Origin of the sequence: Streptomyces sp. cg40 (assembly GCF_050320165.1) — a bacterium.
Lineage (GTDB): Bacteria > Actinomycetota > Actinomycetes > Streptomycetales > Streptomycetaceae > Streptomyces > Streptomyces hokutonensis.
Genome location: NZ_CP190128.1, coordinates 4,487,648 through 4,510,276 on the forward strand (window position 1 = coordinate 4,487,648; position 22,629 = coordinate 4,510,276).

Below are 22,629 nucleotides of genomic sequence, written 5' to 3' on the forward strand. Positions count from 1 at the left end.
GCTCCACCTCAGTCTCCGACCGGCCGGGGCGGACTGTCAACGGCTGGAGGGCGAGCCCTTTGCGGTGGCGTCGAGCTGGAAGTGCCAGACGACCACGAGCGGGGAGTCCTCCAGGGCCGCGGCCGACGCCTCCGGGCACCAGTGGTGCAGGTCCCAGGACGGGTGGGTCGGGAGCGGGTCCGGGGCGGCGGGGCCGAGGAAGCCGCGCGGGCGCCGGGGTTCCTCGCAGCCGCGCACCTGGAAGCCCAGCGGGAGGGCCGCGGTGAGGTAGGCGCTGAGCGGGCGGTGGTACTCGTCGAGAAGGGACGGGCGGCCGTCCGGGCCGGGGCGGCGGGGCAGCGTCGGCCGGAGATAGGACGACAGCAGGTGGGCGTCCGAGACGACGAGGTGTCCGCCGGGGCGCAGGACGCGCGCGAACTCCCTGAGCGCCGGGGCCAGTTCGGGGACATGCGTCAGAGCGAGCGCGCATACGACGGTGCCGACCGCGTCGTCGGGAAGCGGGAGCCGGTGCAGGTCGGCCTCGCGGAAGTCGACGTCCGGGAGGCGCTCGCGGGCCCGGGCGAGCATGTCCGGCGAGGCGTCGACGCCGATGACCTGGTGGCCGAGTCCGTGCAGGTGGGCGGTGTGGCGGCCGGTGCCGCAGGCCGCGTCCAGGGCCGGGCCGACGGGCAGGCCGTCCAGGATGCGCCGGACGACGGGCTGCTCGATGTCGATCATCCCGTTGCCTGGGGCGTCGTAGTGCGGTGCCCAGTCCTGGTAGACCTCGGCCGTGCCGACCGTGCCCGGTTCCGCCGTGACCACCTCGGCGTGCGCGAGGGCGGGGGTGTCCAGCAGGGTGCGGATCTCGGCGATCCGGGCCTCGACGAAGGCCTGGTCGGCGCCGCCCTCCCGGAAACCCCTGAGGAGCGCGGCACCCTCGACGCCCAGCAGATATCCCAGGGGGCTCAGGTACGTCACGACAACACACCGTTCCCGCAGGTCACCGTCAGTGACCACGATAGTGCCCGGAGCCGGACTTGAACCGGCACGCCCGCGAAGGGGCAGCGAGGTTTAAGCTCGCCGTGTCTGCATTCCACCATCCGGGCAGGCCGTGGGCTCCACATCGAGGTCCCGAGCCTATCGGGGCGCGTCTCCCCAACAGCGGGCGGGCGTACCGATGTTGTCTTATTTTATTGATGTCTGAGGGTTCATCAGACCGTGGAAAGAGCCATCAGCACTTGCCAATAGCCTTGCGTGCGGTGTGGGGGCCTGTATGCGGAATGACGGAATTTCACCGCCCGAACGAGGGTGCTCCACCGGTTCTTGACCCGGCCCTGACTCAGGGCTCGCTTCGGGGGTGGCTCTCATCCCCAGGTATGACAGCGCCGCGTGCAGTCCGACTGGAGGCTGCCCCCGGAACCGGAACAGCGGGTGACTCCACGGCGGGATACGGCCGGAAGGATGGGACGCGTCCCCAGCAACACCGTCGTCCCGACAGGAGTGCCTTCCGTGACCACCACCCCCATCGCCGACCGGACCACCTCAGTGGCCGCGCGCGCCACGGATCTTTCCAAGATCTACGGACAGGGCGAGACCCAGGTGGTCGCCCTCGACCAGGTCTCGATCTCCTTCCGGCAGGCCGAGTTCACGGCGATCATGGGCCCCTCGGGGTCCGGCAAGTCCACCCTCATGCACTGCGTGGCCGGCCTCGACACGTTCTCGTCCGGATCCGTGCGGATCGGTGACACGGAACTGGGCTCCCTGAAGGACAAGCAGCTCACGAAGTTGCGCCGGGACAAGATCGGTTTCATCTTCCAGGCGTTCAACCTGCTGCCGACGCTGACGGCCCTGGAGAACATCACGCTCCCCATGGACATCGCGGGCCGCAAGCCCGACAAGGAGTGGCTGGACTCGGTGATCCGGATGATCGGCCTCTCGGACCGGCTCAAGCACCGGCCCTCCCAGCTCTCCGGTGGCCAGCAGCAACGCGTCGCCGTGGCAAGGGCGTTGGCCTCCCGCCCCGACATCATCTTCGGCGACGAACCGACCGGAAACCTCGACTCGCGCTCCGGCGCGGAGGTGCTGGGCTTCCTGCGCAACTCCGTACGGGAACTGGGGCAGACGGTGGTCATGGTGACCCACGACCCGGTGGCCGCGGCCTACGCGGACCGGGTGGTGTTCCTCGCGGACGGCCGCATCGTCGACGAGGTCTTCGAGCCGACGGCGGACTCGGTGCTCGACCGCATGAAGCGCTTCGACGCCAAGGGCCGTACCAGCTAAGTCTCCTGACGCTCCCTCACCTCTCGTACACCTGGACTGAGTAGACCCATGTTCCGAACCGCCTTGCGCAACGTACTCGCGCACAAGGCCCGGCTCCTCATGACCGTGCTCGCCGTGATGCTCGGCGTCGCGTTCGTGTCGGGGACCCTGGTCTTCACCAACACCATCTCGAACGCCTTCCAGAACAGCTCGGCCAAGGGCTTCGACCAGGTCGACGTCGCCGTGCAGGCCAAGCACCAGGACAGCAAGGGCGACGCGGTCGGCAAGACGCCCGAGCTGACCCAGGCCATGCTCGACACCAGCGCGAAGGTGCCGGGCGCCACGTCCGCGACCGGTGTCGTCAACGGTTTCACCGCCATCGCCGACAAGAAGGGCAAGCTGATCGGCGGCGGCTTCCAGTCCGAGGGCGGCAACTACTGGGGGGACAAGGACGCCCGCTATCCCCTCAAGTCCGGTACGGCACCGCACGGTTCGGGCGAGGTCGCGATCGACTCCGAGACCGCCAAGCGCGCCGGGTACAAGGTCGGCGACACCGTACGTCTGTCGGTCGACGGACCGGTGCTGTCCCCGAGGATCACCGGCATCTTCACCACCGACGACGGCAACGTCGCCGCCGGCGGCAGCCTCGCCCTCTTCGACACGGCCACCGCGCAGAAGCTGTTCGGCAAGGCCGGGACGTACGACGAGATCGACGTGAAGGCCGCGGCCGGGACGAGCCAGGCGGCGCTGAAGTCCGCGCTGGACCAGGCCCTGCCGAAGGGGCAGACGGAGACCACCACCGCCAAGAAGCTCGCCGACGACCAGGCCGAGACGATCGCCTCCTCGATGAGCGGGCTGAAGTCGGGGCTGTTGGTCTTCGCGGGGATCGCGCTCTTCGTCGGCACGTTCATCATCGCCAACACCTTCACCATGCTGGTCGCCCAGCGCACCAAGGAGCTGGCGCTGCTGCGCGCGGTCGGCGCCTCCCGCCGGCAGGTCACGCGGTCGGTGCTGCTGGAGGCCTTCGTGGTCGGCGCGGTCGCCGCCGTGGCCGGTCTGGTCGCCGGTATCGGCATCGGTGCCGGGCTGCGCGCCCTGATGGGCACGATCGGCGCGACCGTCCCGGACGGCCCGCTGGTCATCACCTCGGGCACAGTGCTGAGCGCCCTCGCGGTCGGCATCCTCATCACGATGCTCGCCGCCTGGCTGCCCGGCCGCCGGGCCGCGAAGATCCCGCCGGTCGCCGCGATGAGCAGCGTGCACGCGACGGCCACCACCAAGTCCCTGGTGCTGCGCAACACGCTCGGCGCGCTGTTCTCCGGCGCGGGCATCGCGGTCGTCATCGCGGCCACGACGATGAACGGCTCGGACGGCCAGGCCCCCATGGGTATCGGCGCCGTACTCCTCATCATCGGCGTGTTCATCCTGACCCCGCTGCTGTCCCGCCCGCTGATCGCGGCGGCGGCCCCGGTCCTGCGGATCTTCGGGATCTCCGGCAAGCTGGCCCGCCAGAACTCGGTGCGCAACCCGCGCCGTACGGCCGCCACCGCCTCCGCGCTGATGATCGGCCTCACCCTCATCACCGGCATGACGGTGATGGCGGGCAGCCTCCAGCAGGCGATCGACAAAATGGCCTCGTCAGCGATCAGCGCCGACTACATCGTCTCGATGGCGAACGGCAACGAACTCTCCGCCGACGTCGACAAGACCCTCACCACCACCTCCGGCGTCACCGCCACCAGCCCGCTGCGCAACGCCCCTTCGCGTATCGACGGCACGACCGAGTTCCTGACCGGAGTCAACGGCTCGGCGATCGGCAAGCTCACCGACCTCAAGGTCGACAACGGCACCTTCAAGGTCGCCGGCACGCAGGTCGTCGTGGACGACGACACGGCCAAGTCCCATGGCTGGAAGGCCGGTTCGACCTTCACCACGCACTACGAGGACGGCAAGGCGCAGCAGCTCACCGTCTCCGCCGTCTACGAGGGCAACGCGCTGATCCGCGGCATCATGCTCGACAACGCGACGCTCTCCCCGCACCAGACCGACCCGGCCGACATGCAGATCCTCGTCAAGACGGCCGACGGCGCGTCGAGTTCGACGAAGGACAAGCTGGAGAAGGCCCTCGGCTCCAACCCGGCCGTCAAGGTCCAGGACAAGAAGGACCTCTCCAACAGCATCGCGCAGGTCTTCACCCTCATCCTCAACATGGTCTACGGCCTGCTCGCCATGGCGGTGATCGTCGCGGTCCTCGGGGTCATCAACACCCTTGCCATGTCGGTCTTCGAGCGCTCCCAGGAGATCGGGATGCTGCGCGCGATCGGCCTGGACCGCAAGGGCATCAAGCGGATGGTCCGCCTGGAGTCCCTGGTCATCTCGCTCTTCGGCGGGGTGCTCGGCCTCGGCCTGGGCGTCTTCTTCGGCTGGGCGGCCGGTGAGTTGATCGGCGCGAAGATGTCGACGTACGAACTGGTCATCCCCTGGGCCCGGATGGCGCTCTTCCTGCTGCTGGCGGGCACGGTCGGCGTCCTGGCGGCGCTGTGGCCGGCCCGGCGGGCGGCGAAGCTGAACATGCTGTCGGCCATCAAGTCCGAGTAGCAGTACATGAGTTGGGGCCCTGTTCCGATGCGGAACAGGGCCCCTGACTGTTGGTTCAGTTCCAGGTGCGGGCGCGCAACGGCATTCCGGAGCCGCCCGGTTCGGGGGTCCGGACGGCCAGCACCTGGTTGACTCCTATGCGGTTGCGCTCGAAGCCGAGCGCGGAGGCCGCCATGTAGAGGCGCCAGACCCGGGCCCGTCCGGCCCCGACGAGACCGACCGCGCGCCGCCACTGGGACTCCAGGTTGGCGACCCAGCGGCGCAGGGTGAGCCCGTAGTGCTCGCGGATCGCCTCGACGTCCCGCACCTCGAACCCGGCGCTCTCCAGCTGGGTCACGGTGGTGCCGATCGGGGCGAGTTCGCCGTCGGGGAAGACGTACGCGTCGATGAACTCGTCGATGTCGTACGCCGATTCGTCCTGCCACGGGCGGCGCGCGATCTGGTGGTTGAGCAGCCGCCCGCCCGGTCCGAGCAGCGAGTAGAGGACCCTCGCGTACTCCAAATACCGTGCGGAGCCCACGTGTTCGGCCATGCCGACGGAGGAGATGGCGTCGTAGGGCCCGTCGGTGACGTCGCGGTAGTCCTGGACGCGGATCTCGACCTTGTCGGTGAGTCCCTCCTCGGCGACCCGCTTACGGGCGTAGGCCGCCTGTTCCTGCGAGAGGGTCACGCCGACGACGCTCACGCCGTACTCGCGGGCCGCGTGGATCGCCATCGAACCCCAGCCGCAGCCGACGTCGAGGAGTCGCTGACCGGGCGTCAACTCCAGCTTGCGGCAGATGAGTTCGAGCTTGTCGCGCTGTGCGTCCTCCAGCGTGCCGTCCGGGGACTCCCAGTAGGCGCACGAGTAGACCATCGAGGGGCCGAGGACGATCTCGTAGAAGTCGTTGCCGACGTCGTAGTGGTGGCTGATGGCGTGTTTGTCGGTGCGCTTGGTGTGGAGGTGGGCGCGGCCGCGGCGGACCTCCTCCGGGGGCGGGGCGGGCGGCAGCGGGAGTCCGGCGAGTTTCACCAGTCCGCGGACGGCGGACCGTACCTCGGGGTCGCGCAGGGCCTGGGTGAGGGTACGGGCGTCGTCGCCGCGCTCCCACACCAGGGAGGACAGCGCGTCGAGGCCCTCGTACAGGTCGCCCTCGATGTCCAGGTCTCCGGCGACCCAGGCACGTGCCATGCCCAGTTCTCCGGGCTTCCACAGGAGTCGGCGCAGGGCGCGGCGATTGCGTACGACCAGGGCCGGCGCATCGGGCGGCCCGGCCTCGGAACCGTCCCAGGCGCGGATACGCACCGGCACAGGGGTTCCCAGCAGTTGCTCGAAGAGGGATTTGAGCCGCAGCGCGGCATCAGCCATGGCGCACACCTCCGTGACGCGGATCCCGGAATTGTCCATCACTACGTAAACACCGGCCAGGCCCGATCGCAGTCCTGCTTGAGCATTACGAGTAGGCAAAATAGGTGTAGAGGACATGTAGCGGCGGGGCGCCGGGAACGCCGAAGGGGCCGCCCGCACCACGGATGGCGGACGGCCCCTTCAGGGGTGTTTCAAGGGTGACCGAGGGTCAGGAGGCCTTGGCCTTCTCCTCGGACTTCGCGGCGGCGGCCGGAGCCGGCGCCGGCTTGGCGGCCTCGTAGAACTCCTCGCGGGGGTTCTCCATGGCGCCGAGCGAGACGACCTCGCGCTTGAGGAACATCGCGAGCGTCCAGTCGGCGAAGATGCGGATCTTGCGGTTCCAGGTCGGCATCGCCAGGCCGTGGTAGCCACGGTGCATGTACCAGGCGAGACGGCCCTTGACCTTGATCTTCATCTTGCCCATGACGATCATGGCGACGCCCTTGTGGAGGCCGAGGCCGGCCACGGCGCCCTTGTTGGCGTGCGCGTACTCCTTCTGCGGGAAGCCCCGCATGCCGGAGATCACGTTGTCGCCGAGGACCTTCGCCTGACGCAGCGCGTGCTGGGCGTTCGGCGGGCACCAGGCGTTCTCGACGCCGGCCTTGCGGGCGGCGATGTCGGGCACCTGGGCGTTGTCGCCGGCGGCCCAGATGTAGTCGGTGCCGGTGACCTGGAGGGTCGGCTGGGCGTCGACGTGACCGCGCGGGCCGAGCGGCAGGCCGAAGCGGGAGAGAACGGGGTTCGGCTTCACGCCGGCCGTCCACACGATCGTGTTGGAGTCGACCTCGAGGCCGTTCTTCAGTACGACGTGACCGCCGACGCAGGAGTCCATCGAGGTCGAGAGGTAGATCTCGATCCCGCGGCTCTCCAGGTGCTCCTTGCCGTAGAGGCCGAGCTTGGGGCCGACCTCCGGGAGGATCTTGTCGGCGGCGTCGACGAGGACGAAGCGCATGTCCTCGCGGGAGACGTTGTTGTAGTACTTGGCCGCGTCCCGGGCCATGTCCTCGACCTCACCGATGGTCTCCGCACCGGCGAAACCGCCGCCGACGAAGACGAAGGTGAGCGCCTTGCGGCGGATCTCCTCGTCGGTGGTGGAGTCGGCCTTGTCGAGCTGCTCGAGGACGTGGTTGCGCAGGCCGATGGACTCCTCGATGCCCTTCATGCCGATGCCCTGTTCGGCGAGGCCGGGGATCGGGAAGGTGCGGGAGACCGCGCCCATCGCGATGACGAGGTAGTCGAAGGGCAGCTCGTACGCCTCGCCCACGAGGGGGGCGATCGTGGCTACCTTGCGGTCCTGGTCGATGGTGGTGACCCGGCCGGTGAGGACCTCCGCCTTCGGCAGTACGCGTCGCAGCGGGACGACGACGTGCCGAGGGGAGATGCTGCCGGCGGCGGCTTCGGGGAGGAAGGGCTGGTAGGTCATGTACGACCGGGGGTCGACGACCGTGACGGTCGCCTCGCCGTAGCGCATCTTCTTGAGAATGCGCCGAGCTGCGTACAGGCCTACGTACCCACCGCCTACTACGAGGATCCTGGGACGCTCCGTGGTGCTCATGCCATCGAGTATCCACCTGCCCCTGGGGGGTCGCTCGTGCGCCCCTTCACAAGCTTCCACAGGGGCTGTGTTATCCTCCGCGACTCGCATGATCCAGGTCACCTCGCACGAGGGGAACCACGGTGCGGTTCGCCCCGTTGTCAAGGCCGCGTGAGCTGCTCCTCTGCCCCGCCGGACCCCCTGGACCACACCTCCGCGACACCCTCCCGAAACTCCCCCGAATCACTCCCGTACCGGCCCGCCGAACACGCCCCCGGCCCCTCCGGGACCCCGGACGGGCCAACCGGGCCAGTCCGGTCGCCCAACTGGACAGAATTCCTTGTGAAGAACTTCACGAACTTTCTTACGGACACGTTCCGGAGGGGGTCAGCGAGCGCCCCTGCATCCGCTCATACGTTATATGGGCTGCTCAGGAGTTTACTACCGGCCAGTAATAATTCGGGGGATCCGTCCGCGCGGCAAGGCGTTCCGGGCGGGGCGGGAGTCGGGTCCTGTGACGGTCGTGGGGCCGACGGGGGCCGCCCTGAGTCGCACCCCGCCTGGTGCTGGGTAAGAAGGGCGATCAGGGCGACGAGGAGCCCGAGGATCCCGGCGATCCCGGCGGCCACCGTCAGCCTGGGGCGCCGGCCCTCGTCACCCGCCGGTGACGGCGCGGCAGGGGTTCGGTACACCTGCCCGCCGTACAGCGGGGCGGCCGGTCCTGCCCCCGCCCGACGGCGCGACTGGGCACGTCGACCGCGGGAACGGACCAGCGCCGAGACCAGCCACCCGACAAGGGCGACGATCAGGATCTCCACCAGCCAGACGACGTTCATCCGCGACCCCCGTCACGCGCGCTCCGCTCACCGGCCACGGGCACAGTCGGCGAGTTCCCTCACCGACTGCGCCCGACGGCCGGTGCGCACAAGGGGCGAATCCCGAGGCCGACGCCGCCCTGAGACCGGCGGGCGGGCACACTGCGGGCCCACCCGATCTCTTCGGCCCCTCAGGCCCCTGCGGCCTCTTCCGTCGCCTTGGTCGCGATGCCGAACGCGATCCCGTCGAGGATGTCGTGCTCGCTCACCACGACCTCCGTGGCGCCCGTGCGCTCCATGATCGAGAGGAGTACGAGGGCGCCCGCGCCGATGACGTCGACGCGGCCCGGGTGCATGGAGGGGATCGCGGCGCGCTCGGCGTGGGTGGAGTTCAGCAAGGACTCCGTGATCTCCCGGACGCGGTCGTAGGAGACGCGGGAGTGGTGGATGGCCTCCGTGTCGTACTCGGAGAGGTTCTGGGCGATCGACGAGACCGTGGTGACCGAGCCGGCCAGGCCGACCAGGGTGCGGGCCTCGCGCAGCGGGACCGTCTTCGCGGCGAGGTCGAGGGCCTCCTCGATGTCCGCGCGCATCGCCGCCACCTGCTCCGGGGTCGGCGGGTCCGTGACCTTGCCGTCGGTGACGAGGTGGCGCTCGGTCATGCGGACGCAGCCGATGTCGACGGAGCGGGCGGCACGGACCTGGTCGTCGCCGACCACGAACTCCGTCGAGCCGCCGCCGATGTCCACGACGAGGTAGGGCTTCGCGAGGGCCAGGTCGTCCCGGCCGGTCAGTTCCTTGGTCGCACCCGTGAAGGAGAGCTCCGCCTCCTCGTCGCCGGTGATCACCTCCGGCTCGACGCCCAGGATGTCCAGGACGCCCCGGACGAAGTCGTCACGGTTCGAGGCGTCGCGCGAGGCCGACGTGGCCACGAAGCGGACCTTGTCGGCGCCCTTCTCGCGGATCACCTCCGCGTACTCACGGCAGGCCGCGAACGTCCGCTCCAGCGCCTCGGGGGCCAGCATGCCGGTCTTGTCGACGCCCTGGCCGAGCCGCACGATCGTCATCCGCCGGTCCAGCTCCCGCAGTTCACCCGTCGTCGGGTTCACGTCCGCGACGAGCAGCCGGATGGAGTTCGTACCGCAGTCGACCGCCGCGACGCGGCTGAAGCCCTCCTCCAGCAGCGGGACGTAGGAGAAGTACGTGCTGCGGATCGCGGCGGGGTCGGAGGTCTCGGCGGCCTCGGCGGGCAGTTCGTCGGCCGGGTCCGGTGCCGCCAGCGGCTGTACGCACGCGCCCTTGGCCCACCACTCCGGCAGCATCGCGAGCGCCTCGTCGCCGAGCGGGTTGACGCCCGGGCCCGCGGCCAGGGAGTGACCCACGAGGACGTGCAGGCACTTCACGCGGTCCGGCATGCCGCCCGCGCTCGGGAAGCCCTCCAGGACCTCGATGGCGTCGCGGCGCGCGATGTAGTCCTCGTGCGCGGCACGGTAGGCGGCGGCCAGTTCGGGGTCCGTCGCCAGCCGGGCCGTCATCTCCTTCATGACGCCGTTCGCCTCAAGGGTGCCGATCGCCGAGGCGGCCTTCGGGCACGTCAGGTAGTACGTCGTCGGGAAGGGCGTGCCGTCGGGGAGGCGGGGGGCCGTCTCCACCACGTCGGGCTGTCCGCACGGGCAGCGGTGCGCGATCGCGCGCAGGCCGCGCGGCGGACGCCCGAGCTGCTGCTTGAAGGCCTCGACATCGGCGTCGGTGGGCTCGGTGCGCGGAGTGGACGGCGGGGGCGTTTGCATGCCTCTACGAAAGTCTCTCTGAAGTGTCTGTCGGTTCACTGGTCGGAGGCGTCGGACTTGTCGACGCCGTCCCAGACGTTCGAGTACCAGGGACGGTCGGCCGCCCCCAGCTCGGCGCGCGACTGCTTGGCCGCGTCCGGGTCGATCACGATGTAGCCCGTCTCGCCGGGCATCACGTAGTGCAGCCGCTGCCGGATCTGCTGTTCCGCGTACGAGTCGTCCTGCCAGCGCGCCTTGAGGTCGCGCAGTTGCTCGACGCGCTGCCGGGCCTGCGCCTGCTGCCGCTCCAGCTCGGAGATCTCGGCGCGCTGGGAGACGTACTGCCTTATCGGGTACGCCAGCGCCACGATCAGCGAGCACAGCACCAGGGCGAGGAGGGCCGCCCGGCCGGTGAGCCGGGAGCGGCGGGCCTGCCGTTTGGTCTGGGAGCGGTAGACACGGGCCGCCGTCTGCTCGCCGAGCAGCTTGAGCCTGGTCGCGGTGGAGAACCGGTCCCGGTCCTTCACGGCCATGTCCCGCCTCCCCTTCACACGCGCGTACGTCCCCGCACACGGTACGGGACCGGGTGCGGGGACGTACGTACGACTGGCTAAGGCTTAACCCGGTATGGGTCAGCCGGTACCGGTCTCAGCCCTTGAAGCGCGGGAAGGCACTGCGGCCCGCGTACTCGGCCGCGTCGTCGAGGATCTCCTCGATGCGCAGCAGCTGGTTGTACTTGGCGACGCGGTCCGAGCGGGCCGGGGCGCCGGTCTTGATCTGGCCGCAGTTCACCGCGACGGCGAGGTCGGCGATGGTGACGTCCTCGGTCTCGCCGGAGCGGTGGGACATCATGCACTTGAAGCCGTTGCGCTGGGCCATCTCGACGGCGTCCAGGGTCTCGGTCAGCGAGCCGATCTGGTTCACCTTGACGAGCAGGGCGTTGGCGGTGCCCTCCTCGATGCCGCGGGCGAGGCGCTCGGGGTTGGTGACGAAGAGGTCGTCGCCGACGATCTGGACCTTCTCGCCGAGACGGTCGGTGATGACCTTCCAGCCGGCCCAGTCGTCCTCGTACAGCGGGTCCTCGATGGAGACGAGCGGGTACGCGGAGACGAGCTCCTCGTAGTACTCGGTCATCTCGGCGGCCGAGCGGGACTTGCCCTCGAACTCGTACTTGCCGTCCTTGTAGAACTCGGACGCGGCGACGTCGAGCGCGAGCGCGATCTGCTCGCCGGGGACGTAACCGGCCTGCTTGACGGCCTCGATGATGAGGTCGAGGGCGGCGCGGTTGGACTCCAGGTTCGGGGCGAAGCCGCCCTCGTCGCCGAGGCCGGTGGACAGGCCCTTGGTCTTCAGCACCTTCTTGAGGGTGTGGTAGACCTCGGCGCCCCAGCGCAGCGCCTCGGAGAAGGACTCCGCGCCGATCGGGGCGATCATGAACTCCTGGATGTCCACGTTCGAGTCGGCGTGCGAGCCGCCGTTCAGGATGTTCATCATCGGAACGGGCAGCAGGTGCGCGTTCGGTCCGCCGAGGTAGCGGAAGAGGGGGAGGTCGCTGGCCTCGGAGGCGGCGTGCGCGACGGCGAGGGAGACGCCGAGGATGGCGTTGGCGCCGAGCGAGCCCTTGTTGTCGGTGGCGTCCAGGTCGAACATCGCCTGGTCGATCAGGCGCTGCTCGGTGGCGTCGTAGCCGACGAGCTCCGGGCCGATCTGCTCGATGACGGCGAGGACGGCCTTCTCGACGCCCTTGCCGCCGTAGCGGTTGGGGTCGCCGTCACGCAGCTCGATGGCTTCGAAGGCACCCGTGGAGGCGCCGGACGGAACGGCGGCACGACCCGTGCTGCCGTCGTCGAGGCCGACCTCGACCTCGACCGTGGGGTTGCCTCGGGAGTCCAGGATTTCCCGGGCTACGACGACGTCGATGGACGGCACGAGCATCTCCTTCTTGGGGTCTGACGCGGCTGCGGCAACACCGCAGCGGCTCTGCGAGACGAGCCTAACCGGCTCGGGGCGATTGGCCATCCGGTCGGCCGCCTGATGGACAGAACCGAGAGTAAATTGTTTCCGAACGGAACAAAGAGTCCCGCGAAAGAACACGGGGACAGGAGTGGGCGCACAAAAAAAGCCCCGCTCCGGTGCGTACGGGGGAACACGCACCGGAGCGGGGAGCCCGTGGGGGACGGGGGTGACCCTCACGAGGTCTCCATGATGCAGTCCACGGATGTGAGGGCGCTGTGGTTCAGCTGAGTGCTACTTAAGGTGGAGCTGCTGACCCGGGTAGATGAAGTCGGCGTCGTCGATGATGCTCTTGTTCAGCTTGAACAGCTGCTGCCAGCCGCCCTTGACCTTGTGCTTCTCGGCGATGGAGCTGAGGGTGTCGCCCTTGACGACCTTGTACTCGCCGTCGCCCTTCTTGACCTTCTTGCCGGTCGGGGTGGTGACGGTCTTCTTGACGGCCGGGCGCTCGGCGGAGCGCGACGCGGTGGTGTCGGTCGTGGAGCGCTCGGTGGTGGCCTTGGACGAGGAGCTGCTGCTCGACGAGCTGGAGCTGCCGCCGGAGTAGGCGGCGCTCGACAGACCGGTGCCGCAGACGGGCCAGGCGCCCTTGCCCTGGGAGGCGAGGACCTTCTCGGCCACGGCTATCTGCTGCGACTTGGAGGCCTGGTTCGCGGTGGAGGCGTAGGCGGTGCCGCCGTACGCGGCCCACGTCGAGGCGGAGAACTGGAGACCGCCGTAGTAGCCGTTGCCCGTGTTGATGGACCAGTTGCCGCCGGACTCGCACTGGGCGACCGCGTCCCACTCGGAGGCGGTGGCGGCGGAGGCGCTGCCGGTGGCCATGAGCGGAGCGGCGATGGCGACACCGGTCACGCCGGCGAGCGTGGCGACGCGGGTGGCCTTGGACGGACGGCGGTGCTTGCCCTTGCCGGAAAACAGCATGGAAGATCCCAATCCCCTCACCGACGCCTGCGAGGTGAGCTGTCGGGTTCGGGCCGTGTGAGTTGCCCGGCCACGCACCTCACGGTGCGCGACTTGACCCCAAGCCGGTTCCGGACGTCTCTCGACTCCCGGGCCCGGCACTTACCTTGGGTCCCCCGCTCCTGCCTACGGCGCTTGACGCGACGACTGTTCCCGGAGGCCGCTGGCAGGACTCGGCGTGTGCGGCAGCCGGGGCTCGTGGTGACGAGCGGCCTTGACCGTAGACAGGGAATCGGCGGAATTTCAAAGACGATCAGGGCTTCTGAGACTCATCCCACACTTTCACCAAACCGGACATTCGGCTCGAAGTGTGACGTGAACTCCCGCTGTTTTACTGCTACTTTCCGCCCGTTTCAGCACTGACGTCCAGGGTCTGACCGGCGACGACAGTGGACGGATCGGCGCCTATCACCTTTTTGTTCTCGGCGTACAGCGCGCGCCATCCGCCCTCGAAGCCAAGGGAGTCGGCGATGGACGCGAGGGAGTCGCCGGCACGGACGGTGTACGTCTGCGGCGCCGCGCTCTCGCCGGAACTCTCCTCGGCGCTCGCTCCGCGGTGCTTGCCGGTGCTCTGCTGCTCGACTCCCTGGTCGGCCGAGTCGTCGAGCGCGCCGGTGTCGACGAGGCTCCACTTGCCCACCGCCTGCCCCGAGTTGTCCGATTCGTCGATTTTCGGGGAGGCGGCGGCCGAGCCGTCGTCCGCCGAAGGGGTGGTGGACTTGTCGGACTTGGTGGGGTTGTCCGTCGCGGAGGGAGTCGGGCTCTGCGAATCGGAGGGAGTCGGTTCCGTGTTGCCGGAGTCGGACAGCCCGAACGATCCGGAGGCACCGGAGGAGTCGGAGGCATCGGAGGAGTCGGAGGAGTCCGAAGAACCCGAGGAGCCCGACGAACCGGTCGCGTCGGCCGACGGCGAGTCGCTCGCGACGCCGGTGTCGACGTTCGCCGAACCCGAGGTCGTGGTGAGGCCGGCGACCAGCGCGCAGGTGACCCACTCGGAGGTGCCCTTGGCGTCGAGGATCTTCTCTGCGACGGCTATCTGCTGGGAGCGGCTGGCGAGGTCGGCGGTCGGGGCGTAGTCCTCGCCGCCGTACTTGCTCCAGTCGTCCTGGGTCAGCTGCAGCCCGCCGTAGTGGCCGTTGCCGCTGTTCTCGCTCCAGGCACCGCCGGTCTCGCATTCGGCCACCTTGTCCCAGGTGGTGCCGTCGGCTGCGTTCGCGGCGGCGGCGCCGAGGAGGGGGATGGCGATGGCGGAGCCGGTCACGCCGGCCGCGACGAGGATTGCCGGAGCCTGACGGGGGCGACGGTGACGACCGTTCCCGGAGAGCATGCGGAGGCCTTTCGCGTGACGACTTGGGGGAGCGCGCGGCGGGTGCTGCGGGGCGCCGCGCTGGTATGCGAACGTAGCCGCAGTCGATCACTTGTCACAAGTTAATGCCACGTAGATCACGTGAAGATCACAGAGTTGAGGAACTGTCATCTTCGGGTTTACGCGGCGAGATGCCCTGTTCGGTCCGGGTCTACGGCGGTGTCTACGGGGTTGGTGTGCCCGCTCGCGGGGTGAACTCCACGGGCAGGGTGCGCAGTCCGCGCATGATGAGGCCGCCGCGCCAGCGCAAGTCGGCCGGATCCGCAGCGAGTTGGAGGTCGGGCAGCCGGGTGAGCAGCGTGGCGAGCGCGGTCTGCCCCTCCAGGCGGGCGAGCGGGGCGCCGAGGCAGTAGTGGATGCCGTGACCGTAGCCGAGGTGTTGATTGTCACGCCGTCCGAGATCGAGGACATCGGGATCGGCGAACCGTTCCGGATCGCGGTCCGCGGCGGCCAGTACGACGAGCACGGGGTCGCCGGCCGCGATGTCCTGCCCGCCGAGGGTGAGGGGCCGGGTGGCGAAGCGCCAGGTCGCCAGCTCCACCGGGCCGTCGTAGCGCAGGAGTTCCTCGACGCCGGTTTCGAGGAGGCCGTGTTCGCCCGCGGCCAGTGACTTCTCCAGGCGGGCGCGCTGCTCGGGGTGGGTGAGGAGGGCGTACGTGCCGTTGCCGATGAGGTTGACGGTCGTCTCGAAGCCGGCGAAGAGCAGGATGAAGGCCATCGCCGCGGCTTCGTTCTCGGTGAGGTGCTCGCCCTGGTCGGAGGCCCGGATGAGGGCGGAGATGAGGTCTTCGGTGGGGGCGGGGGCGGAGGTGCCGGGGAAGGTCTCGCCGGGGTGCGAGGCAGGGGCTTCGGGGAGGGCTTCGCGCTTGCGGTGGATGAGGTCGGCGAGATAGCCGCGCATCTTCTTCACGGACCGCGCGACTCCGCCCCTGGGCCCGCCCCCGTGCCGGATCATCATGCCCGCCCAGTCCCGGAAGTCGTCCTGGTCCTCGCGGGGGACGCCGAGCAGGTCGCAGATGGCGTAGATGGGGAGCGGGAAGGCGAAGTCGTGGATGAGGTCGGCGGAACCGCTCGCCGCGAACCGGTCGATGAGCTGGTCCGTCAACTCCTGCACCCGAGGCGCGAATTCGGCCACCCGACGGGGTGTGAACGCCTTGCTGACCAGTCGTCGGAGCCGGGTGTGGTCCGGCGGGTCGATGTTGAGCAGATGCGTCATCAACTCGGCCTTGCGCTCCCCCGGGATACCCGTCTTGCCCTTGGCGTGCGCGGGTTCGTCGTGATGCGCGGGGTTCTTGGACAGCCGCGGGTCGGCGAGCGCCTGCTTGGCATCCGCGTACCGCGTGACCAACCAGGCCTCCACTCCGCTGGGAAGCCGCGTCCTGTGCACGGGTGCGTGCTCACGGAGCCAGGCGTAGGCGGGGTAGGGGTTGGTGGCGAACTCCCAGGTGAAGAGTTCGGGGGCGGGGATGGAGGGGTGGGGGTGCGGCTGGTCTGTCACTCCTTGACGGTATCTGGGGTTGCGGGGTGACCCATATCGGTGGCTTTCCGGTACCAGAGCTTCGCTTCTTCGGGTTTGCCCTGCTTTTCGAGGAGCGTGGCCAGGCGGTAGGCGCCATAGGAGTCGCCGGACTCGTGGGCCTTCGTGTATTGATCGCGGGCTTCGTCGGGGTGACCTTGCTTTTCCAGTACGACGCCGTAGTGGGCGATGTCTAGAGGCCAGGCGTCGTTGTCCGCGAAGTGCGTCTCGGCATCCGCCGGGGACCCCGGCTCATGCTTCAACAATCGTTGCAGGTAATTTGCCCGCTCGTCGCCGTCGCTCGCCGCGCGCCCCAGCCATACCTCGGCCTTTTCGCGCTGGTTGTACAGGAGAAGACACAAGGCCATGCTCAGGGCAACCTCGGTGTATCCCGCGCTCGCCGCTGCTCCGTAGCGCTCGCCCGCGGCTTCGACCTCCCCATTTCCGAGCAGCACACCCCCCAAGCGGTGCGCCGCCTCCGGGTTCCCCTCCTGAGCCCCGGCCCTCAGCCACCGTTCCGCCCGCTCCAACAAGAGTTTTCCGAGCAGCGTCGCCGCGTCGCCGTCCCCGTCCTGGGCGGCCAACTCCAGGAAGGTTTCCGCCTCCCTGCTCTCGCCGCGCTGCACGAACAGCCGCCCGAGGTGCCTGGCGGACTCTGTCTGCCCCGCCTCCGCCGCCCGTCGGAACCAAGACTCGGCCTTCTCACCTTCCCCGAGGCTCTCTTCGAGCAAGCCCAGAGAGTGCATGGCCCACCCATTCCCCGTCTCGGCCTCGCGGAGATACACCTCCCTTGCTCCAGCGACGACGCTGTCCACGTCGTACGCCACCGGGTTCGCCCGTGCAGCCTCCAGCGCGCAGCCCCACACCCATTCGGCGACGGGCGGAAACGTCTCGTCCTGTTCCGCCGTGTGCACGAGATACGGCACCACGTCCGCGAACGGCCCCTTCTCCCCTTCACCACGCCTCAGCGTGCGCAGCACTCCGTACCGCTTCCGCCCGACCCACTCCCAGGCATCGGCCAAGGACTCCCGCTCCAGCCCCGCGAGGCCGTATCCCTCGTGCACCTTCACCAACAGGTCCTGCGGCAAAGGCCCCTTCAGTCCGCACCTGGCCAGATCAATCGCCGCCCGCACCAGCGCGTAAGCGCGAGGGTGCCGCTCACGGTTCGGGCCGAGCTGCCAGTCGTTCCAGAGGCGGGGGCCGATGGCGAGGTAGCTGGCCACCCCTACCGAGCCGCACTCGCGGGCCGCCTCAGTAAGCCGGGGGTCCTCCGATTCCCCCGCCCGCTTCAGTTCGGCGGGTCCCCAGGCACGAGGAAGTTCAACAAGCTGCGCCTGGCTCAGCAGTCGGCCCTTCGCGGACGTCCCGACATACGTCTCGTACGCCTCCTCCCGCATGGTCGCCAGTACGACCGCTTCCAGGCCGGTCAGTTGGGCCAGCAACCGCTGCTCCAGGCCACCGTCTCCCAGATGGTCATCGAGGTCGTCGAGCCAGACGACACACCTTTCCGGCCGGCCCCGTAGCAGCGCGGGAAGTTTCCGCAGTTCCTCGTGCTGGGTGGGCACGAACACCGGGCGATCGGGGAGCACTTGAGCCATCGCGGCCAGTGCCGTACGCGACTTGCCCGCATACGCCGGCCCGAGGACGACCACCAACCCGCCCTCCGAACTCGCCTGCTCCAACACCGAATTGACCGTCGCGTCCCGGTCTCTACCCACGTACGGCGGCAGCGCGGGCAGCCCCTTCACTCTCCGGGTCGGCCGGACCCCATGTGTGCGCGGCTCGATGTCCTTCGCCAACGGCCACTCCAGCGGGCCCGGTTGGGCGTCACCCGGGGACGGGGCCGCGTACGTGTTGCTCACGTGCTGGACGCCGACGACCTGTGCGTTGAAGGTGCCGTTGCGGAGGTCGATGTGGTCTCCGTCGGTGTGCTCGCCCAATGGGGGCAGGCTCGGCGATTGGCCGGTGCCGAGAAGGGAGCCGTCTTTGGGAGGCGCGAGGAGCGCGTTCGGGCCGAACCGATCGATGAGAGCGCGGAGTTCGTCCGTCGCCATGGGGTTGGACGACCGCCGGATTCCCTCAAGCAGTTGACGACGCCACAGTGCCATCTGCGCGATGCTCGGGGACGCTCCCCTCCCCCCGTTGACAGCGGCGAGGTCCTGACCGTACGCATCCAGTCCACGCCGTCCGAACCAGACCACGAACTCAGCCCGGACCGCCGCCCAGTCCGCCCAACCGGGCGCTCCCAGACCCCACACCAGCACATCGACCGCCTCGTCGGCCAGCCGCTCCAACTCCCCGTCGTCCACGCGCTCCCCCACACCCGAATCCGTCCTGAACCAACGGTACTGAGCCCGCGCCCTCAGATCCGCCCTTCAACCCCCCTGATCGCATCCCGATAAGCCCGCCCCGCCGCCCGCAACGCAGCCTCGGGATCGACTCCTTCGGCCTCCGCACGCACCGCCAGCGCCAGCAGCTCGTACCCGATGCCGTCGCCCCCTTCCGGCAGGGGCAGCGGGACCTCAAGTCCCGCCGTCCGCACGCGTGATGCCAGTTTCGCCGCGAGGGCGAGGCCGGGCTGGCCCATCGGGATTCCCTCAGTTATGGAGGTCCGGCGCTTCTCCTCGGCCTTCGTGCGCAGCCAATGCGCCTTGACCTCCTCGGGAGTTGACGCCGTTTCGTCGCCGAAGACGTGCGGGTGGCGGTGGATCAGCTTGGTGACGATGCCGCCGGCCACGTCGTCGATGGAGAAGGGGGTGTCGGGGTCCTCCTCCGCGATGCGTGCGTGGAAGACGACCTGGAGGAGGACGTCGCCCAACTCCTCGCGCATCTCGTCGCGGTCGCCCTCCTCGATCGCCTCGACGAGCTCGTACGCCTCCTCGATGCCGTACTTCGCCAGGCCTTTGTGGGTCTGCTGGGAGGACCACGGGCACTCGGCGCGGATGCGGTCCATGACCTGGACGAGGTCGAGGAGGCGGGCGCCCGGGAGGTCGTAGGAGGCGGGGAGGAGTTCCAGCTCGGGCATCTGGACGCGGCCGGAGCCGGCGAGACGGGCCAGGCCGTCGGTCAGTGCCGGTTCGCCCTCGCCCGTGGCGACGATCACCATAGTGTGGCCGCCGTCGCAGGCGGCGACCAGTTCCTCGGCGGTCGGGGACGCTTCGACGACCGTTGTGCCGGCCTCACGCAGATACGGCAGCTGCGGATGGGCACCGTCCGCGCACAGCACGCGGTCGGCGGTGCGCAGCGCCTCCCAGGCGGGCCAGGACAGCAGGCCGGGGGCGACACGGTGACTGGTGGTGAGCAGGACGATGCGGCCAGGAGCAGGGGTGGGCGCGGGAGCGGGGGTGCTCTCGGGACCAGGCGTGGTTGCGTTCACACACCGAACGTAACCCACGCCGACGACAGCCCCACGAGTTATCCACAGGCCGGTGGGCAGCCCCGCGGACGCCGTCAGCCCCTCCGGAGGAGGCGCCGTACCGTTACGCCGACTCCTGCGTCTGCGCCGCCGTGACCTCGCGCACCCACGGTGTCTTCGCGTCGACGCGGCTGCTCTTCTCCACGTCCCAGGTGCCGTAGCGCGGGTTGAGGTCGACGTGGAGTTCCCTGGAGGCGGTCGACAGGGCCTTCCAGAAGGCGGGCTGGCTGGTGTCGGTGCCGAGTTTCGCGGCGAGCTTGCGGCCCTCCACCTGGAGGCGGAGGTTCTCGTCGAGGCGCTGCGGTGCGACGCCGTACTGTGCGAGCCAGGTCGCCTCAAGGGCCTTGGAGCCGCCGGCCTGCTGGGCGAGGGCGGTCCGCATGTCCTGGATGTCCTTGCGGGTGACCGTGACGTCGGCGTCCTGGGCGGCGCGGTGCACCACCTGGTCGAAGACCATGCCGTAGAGCGTCTCGCGGGTGAGGCCGCCGGTGGTGGCGATGGCCCGCACGTACTGTGCCTGGTCCTGGACGGCCGCCCGCTGTGCCACGCGCACCTCGTTGACCCGGCTCTGCAACTGCGCGACGGTGATGCGCTGCCCGCCGACGACGGCCGCCGCGCCCGGATGCGCCTCGCTTCCGCAGGCGGTCAGGGCGGGGGCCGCGGCGGCGATCACGGCGGTGAGGACGAGCGCGGTGCGACGGCGGCGGTGCAAGGGAGCCTCCCGAGGAGATTGTGCGACGGTGCACAAAGTCTTGCGGTGATCGATGTTAGGCAGTGGGTCGCCTGTGGCCAACCCATTCGACCAACGATTCACCAGGACTTCGGGCACCGGCACGCACGGGCACGCACGCATGCGCTAGGGCCTGCCCTGGTTCCGCGCTTCCACCACTCGTTCCACGGCCGCCGCGACTCCCTCGCGGAGCCCGTCGCCGGTGGGTACCCAGGACACGTTCGTGGGGGTCTTGTCCTTGCTGCCGCTGCCGCTGCCGCTACTGGTACCGGCGCCCACGAGCACGAAACCGACCTTCGCGTACCGCGCCGTCGTCTCCTGTGCCGCCTTCACCTCGACGCCGCCCACCGCGAGGACGACCTCGCAGGAGCTCTGGAGCATGGCGTTGAGGAAGGGGCGCGCGTTGGCGGTGCTCTGTTCGCCGGTCACCGAGGAGTAGCTCACGCGCGTGTGCGTCCTGAGCGACGCGTCCTGCATGCCCCGCCAGACCTTGGCGGCGACGCTCCCGTTGATGCCCTGGTGGTCGGTGAGCAGGCAGGCGTCGGTGTCGGTGTAGTGCCGGGCCCGGGTGGCGGGGATCGGCGGGCGGCTGTCGTGCCTGGAGAGGACGATTCCGGTCACGATCACCGCGAGGACGACGGCGAGCGCCATCGCGATCATGGCGATGGTGCGACCGCCGAGCCCGCGCAGCCCGGCTACTACGGCATGCCCCGCGCGCGTGAGCCGCCCCTGTTTCTCCACCGGGACCGGACGCGCCTGCGTGACCTGCCGGACCTGCTTGCCCATCTACCGCTGCTCCTCAGCCCGTTCGACCACCGGGCCGCCCGTGGGATCGACGACCGAGTCGTTCGCCGCGCGGTCGATCGCAAGGCCCTCCGCGCGGTCGGCGACCAGGACACCCGTCCGGCCGTCCGCAACGTCCGCGAAGTCCCCCGCCCGCCGCGGCCACGCCCGCCACGCGTGCGCCGAGGCGCCCGCCATGGAGAGCGTGACCAGCAGCAGGTCCACGCCGAACAGCGCGCCGTGGGTGTCGACCGGCGTCAGCGCGAGTTCGGTGATCCAGGCCGCGAGGACCGCGGTGAACCCGGCGAAGGCCAGCCAGGCGGCGCGGGTGCGGCGGCGCAGGGCGAGGACGAGGGACGGAACGGGACAGAGCAGGCCCAGGCTGACGACCGGCAGCACGGCGAACCCCGCGCGCACGGCCGGCGTCCGCAGCACCGGCGCGGCGGACGCCCGCAGCACCCTCAGCATCCTCATCGCCTTCACCCCTCGCCCCTCGCCCCTCGCCCCTCGCCCGTCAGCAGTCGGCGCTCAGCCGGTGATGGCCACCGGCGCGTCCCACGCGTCGCGGTCCACGGTGATCGTGTAACCGCCGCGGGTCTCCTTGCTGTTGACCAGGTACTGGTGGGCGCGGCTGTGGCCGGTGAACTGGGTGGAGCCCCAAGGCCAGTCGGAGGTCGTGGTGTTGACCTTGTCCCACAGCGCGTACCAGAGGTTGCCCGGCAGGTCCGTCTTGTCGGTCGCGGTCGCGATCGCCTTGGCGCTGGAGCTGCTGAAGCCGTAGAGGCCGCCGCGGTAGATCTTGGCGTGCAGTTCCTTGTCGAAGGCGCGCACATAGGTCAGCACGGCGTTGTTGCAGGACGTGTTCGTCGTGTCGTACGACTCCATGTCCAGGTAGACCGGGCTGCCGGCCTTGAAGCCGAGCGCCGCGGACTTGGCGACCGCGTCGTCCGCCTCGGACTTGCCGACGGCCGCCGCGGTGCTGGCGCTGATCTTCACCGAGCCGCCGGAGCCGCAGGACGGCTGCGAGCCGACGTAGAGCGGGATGAACTTCCAGCCGACCGTGGTGAGGGACTTGACCCAGGAGGCGGTGAGGTTGGGCTGGCTGCAACCGCGGTTCTTGCCGCCGACGTAGACGGCGGCGGCGCCGTAGAGGCCGCCGTACCAGGCCTTCATCGCGGCGAGGGAGGGCGCGGCGCAGGTGTCGAAGGCGCGGCCCGTGTAGGTCTTCTGCGCGGGCCAGGTGGTGGCGGCCATCGAGGTCTGCGCGGCGATACCGCCCCCGGCGACGACGGCGGCACCCGCGACGCCCCAAGCGATGTATCTGCGCTTCTTCGACTGCCGGTGCTCGGACACGAAAAACCCCACCCCTGTTCATGACAAGCGGACGTGTACGACGTCCGCCGGAAAGTTGTCGGCCCCCTGGGGGCCCCGGAAGCTGCGCGGGTCCGGCGCGGCGACGCCGTAGGACTACGGTCGTACGGCCCTCGGTACGGAACTGTCCGTGC

17 protein-coding genes, 1 tRNA gene, 1 pseudogene and 1 riboswitch are annotated in these 22,629 nt (G+C 69.6%); of the genes and pseudogenes, 2 read left to right on the forward strand and 17 right to left on the reverse strand.

All coding sequences use genetic code 11. The features are described from left to right. Positions 1 to 36: 36 nt before the first annotated feature. Complete coding sequence (locus tag ACQHII_RS19770; RefSeq protein ID WP_427920537.1) at positions 37 to 957, reverse strand: class I SAM-dependent methyltransferase; 921 nt, start codon at positions 955 to 957, stop codon at positions 37 to 39. A gap of 44 nt (positions 958 to 1,001) precedes the next feature. Further along, a tRNA-Leu gene (locus tag ACQHII_RS19775) sits at positions 1,002 to 1,085 on the reverse strand. A gap of 403 nt (positions 1,086 to 1,488) precedes the next feature. On the opposite strand from ACQHII_RS19775, the gene ACQHII_RS19780 reads away from it, so the two are divergent. Together ACQHII_RS19780 and ACQHII_RS19785 are read left to right on the forward strand one after the other, a co-directional pair. Next, entirely contained in the window at positions 1,489 to 2,259 is a 771-nt protein-coding gene (locus tag ACQHII_RS19780; RefSeq protein WP_019066687.1) for an ABC transporter ATP-binding protein, read from the forward strand. Positions 2,260 to 2,307: 48 nt separating this feature from the next. Further along, positions 2,308 to 4,836, forward strand: a complete 2,529-nt coding sequence (locus ACQHII_RS19785; protein ID WP_427920538.1) for an ABC transporter permease — start codon at positions 2,308 to 2,310, stop codon at positions 4,834 to 4,836. Positions 4,837 to 4,891: 55 nt separating this feature from the next. Here the strand turns inward: ACQHII_RS19785 and ACQHII_RS19790 are convergent, their stop codons facing one another. The 15 genes and pseudogenes from ACQHII_RS19790 to ACQHII_RS19860 form a co-directional block, all read right to left on the reverse strand. Continuing rightward, positions 4,892 to 6,184: a class I SAM-dependent methyltransferase gene (locus tag ACQHII_RS19790; RefSeq protein ID WP_427920539.1), complete on the reverse strand. Its 1,293-nt coding sequence runs from the start codon at positions 6,182 to 6,184 to the stop codon at positions 4,892 to 4,894. Positions 6,185 to 6,392: 208 nt separating this feature from the next. Beyond that, the gene (locus ACQHII_RS19795; RefSeq protein WP_427920540.1) at positions 6,393 to 7,778 is read right to left on the reverse strand and encodes an NAD(P)/FAD-dependent oxidoreductase; all 1,386 of its coding nucleotides are present in this window, start codon (positions 7,776 to 7,778) and stop codon (positions 6,393 to 6,395) included. 985 nt (positions 7,779 to 8,763) lie between these two features. Beyond that, positions 8,764 to 9,753 (reverse strand): exopolyphosphatase, encoded by a 990-nt coding sequence (locus tag ACQHII_RS19800; protein WP_427925364.1) that lies wholly within the window; start codon positions 9,751 to 9,753, stop codon positions 8,764 to 8,766. A gap of 204 nt (positions 9,754 to 9,957) precedes the next feature. Beyond that, positions 9,958 to 10,362 (reverse strand): annotated as a pseudogene (locus ACQHII_RS19805) (DUF501 domain-containing protein); the annotation flags it as partial. A 35-nt stretch (positions 10,363 to 10,397) separates the two neighbouring features. Beyond that, positions 10,398 to 10,874: an FtsB family cell division protein gene (locus tag ACQHII_RS19810; protein ID WP_262056247.1), complete on the reverse strand. Its 477-nt coding sequence runs from the start codon at positions 10,872 to 10,874 to the stop codon at positions 10,398 to 10,400. 115 nt (positions 10,875 to 10,989) lie between these two features. After that, positions 10,990 to 12,276, reverse strand: coding sequence for a phosphopyruvate hydratase (gene eno, locus ACQHII_RS19815; RefSeq protein WP_427920541.1), 1,287 nt, complete (start codon positions 12,274 to 12,276; stop codon positions 10,990 to 10,992). 312 nt (positions 12,277 to 12,588) lie between these two features. Next, positions 12,589 to 13,275, reverse strand: a complete 687-nt coding sequence (locus ACQHII_RS19820) for a transglycosylase family protein (RefSeq protein ID WP_427920542.1) — start codon at positions 13,273 to 13,275, stop codon at positions 12,589 to 12,591. Positions 13,276 to 13,284: 9 nt separating this feature from the next. Beyond that, positions 13,285 to 13,458: riboswitch (cyclic di-AMP (ydaO/yuaA leader) on the reverse strand. A gap of 193 nt (positions 13,459 to 13,651) precedes the next feature. Next, positions 13,652 to 14,641 carry a transglycosylase family protein gene (locus ACQHII_RS19825; protein ID WP_427920543.1) on the reverse strand — a complete coding sequence of 330 codons (990 nt, stop codon included), beginning with the start codon at positions 14,639 to 14,641 and terminating at the stop codon, positions 13,652 to 13,654. 202 nt (positions 14,642 to 14,843) lie between these two features. After that, positions 14,844 to 16,178, reverse strand: a complete 1,335-nt coding sequence (locus ACQHII_RS19830) for a cytochrome P450 family protein (RefSeq protein ID WP_427920544.1) — start codon at positions 16,176 to 16,178, stop codon at positions 14,844 to 14,846. Further along, a complete protein-coding gene (locus ACQHII_RS19835) occupies positions 16,175 to 18,505 on the reverse strand; it encodes a tetratricopeptide repeat protein (RefSeq protein ID WP_427920545.1) in 2,331 nt (776 codons plus the stop codon). The genes ACQHII_RS19830 and ACQHII_RS19835 overlap by 4 nt, the downstream gene beginning before the upstream one ends. Positions 18,506 to 18,558: 53 nt before the next feature. Further along, positions 18,559 to 19,572 (reverse strand): nucleoside triphosphate pyrophosphohydrolase, encoded by a 1,014-nt coding sequence (locus tag ACQHII_RS19840; RefSeq protein ID WP_427920546.1) that lies wholly within the window; start codon positions 19,570 to 19,572, stop codon positions 18,559 to 18,561. A 103-nt stretch (positions 19,573 to 19,675) separates the two neighbouring features. Further along, positions 19,676 to 20,323, reverse strand: coding sequence for a SurA N-terminal domain-containing protein (locus ACQHII_RS19845; protein WP_427920547.1), 648 nt, complete (start codon positions 20,321 to 20,323; stop codon positions 19,676 to 19,678). Between the two features lie 144 nt (positions 20,324 to 20,467). Then, positions 20,468 to 21,127: a hypothetical protein gene (locus ACQHII_RS19850; RefSeq protein ID WP_427920548.1), complete on the reverse strand. Its 660-nt coding sequence runs from the start codon at positions 21,125 to 21,127 to the stop codon at positions 20,468 to 20,470. Beyond that, positions 21,128 to 21,598, reverse strand: coding sequence for a hypothetical protein (locus ACQHII_RS19855; protein ID WP_427920549.1), 471 nt, complete (start codon positions 21,596 to 21,598; stop codon positions 21,128 to 21,130). A gap of 54 nt (positions 21,599 to 21,652) precedes the next feature. After that, entirely contained in the window at positions 21,653 to 22,477 is an 825-nt protein-coding gene (locus ACQHII_RS19860; RefSeq protein WP_427920550.1) for a glycoside hydrolase domain-containing protein, read from the reverse strand. Positions 22,478 to 22,629 lie beyond the last annotated feature (152 nt).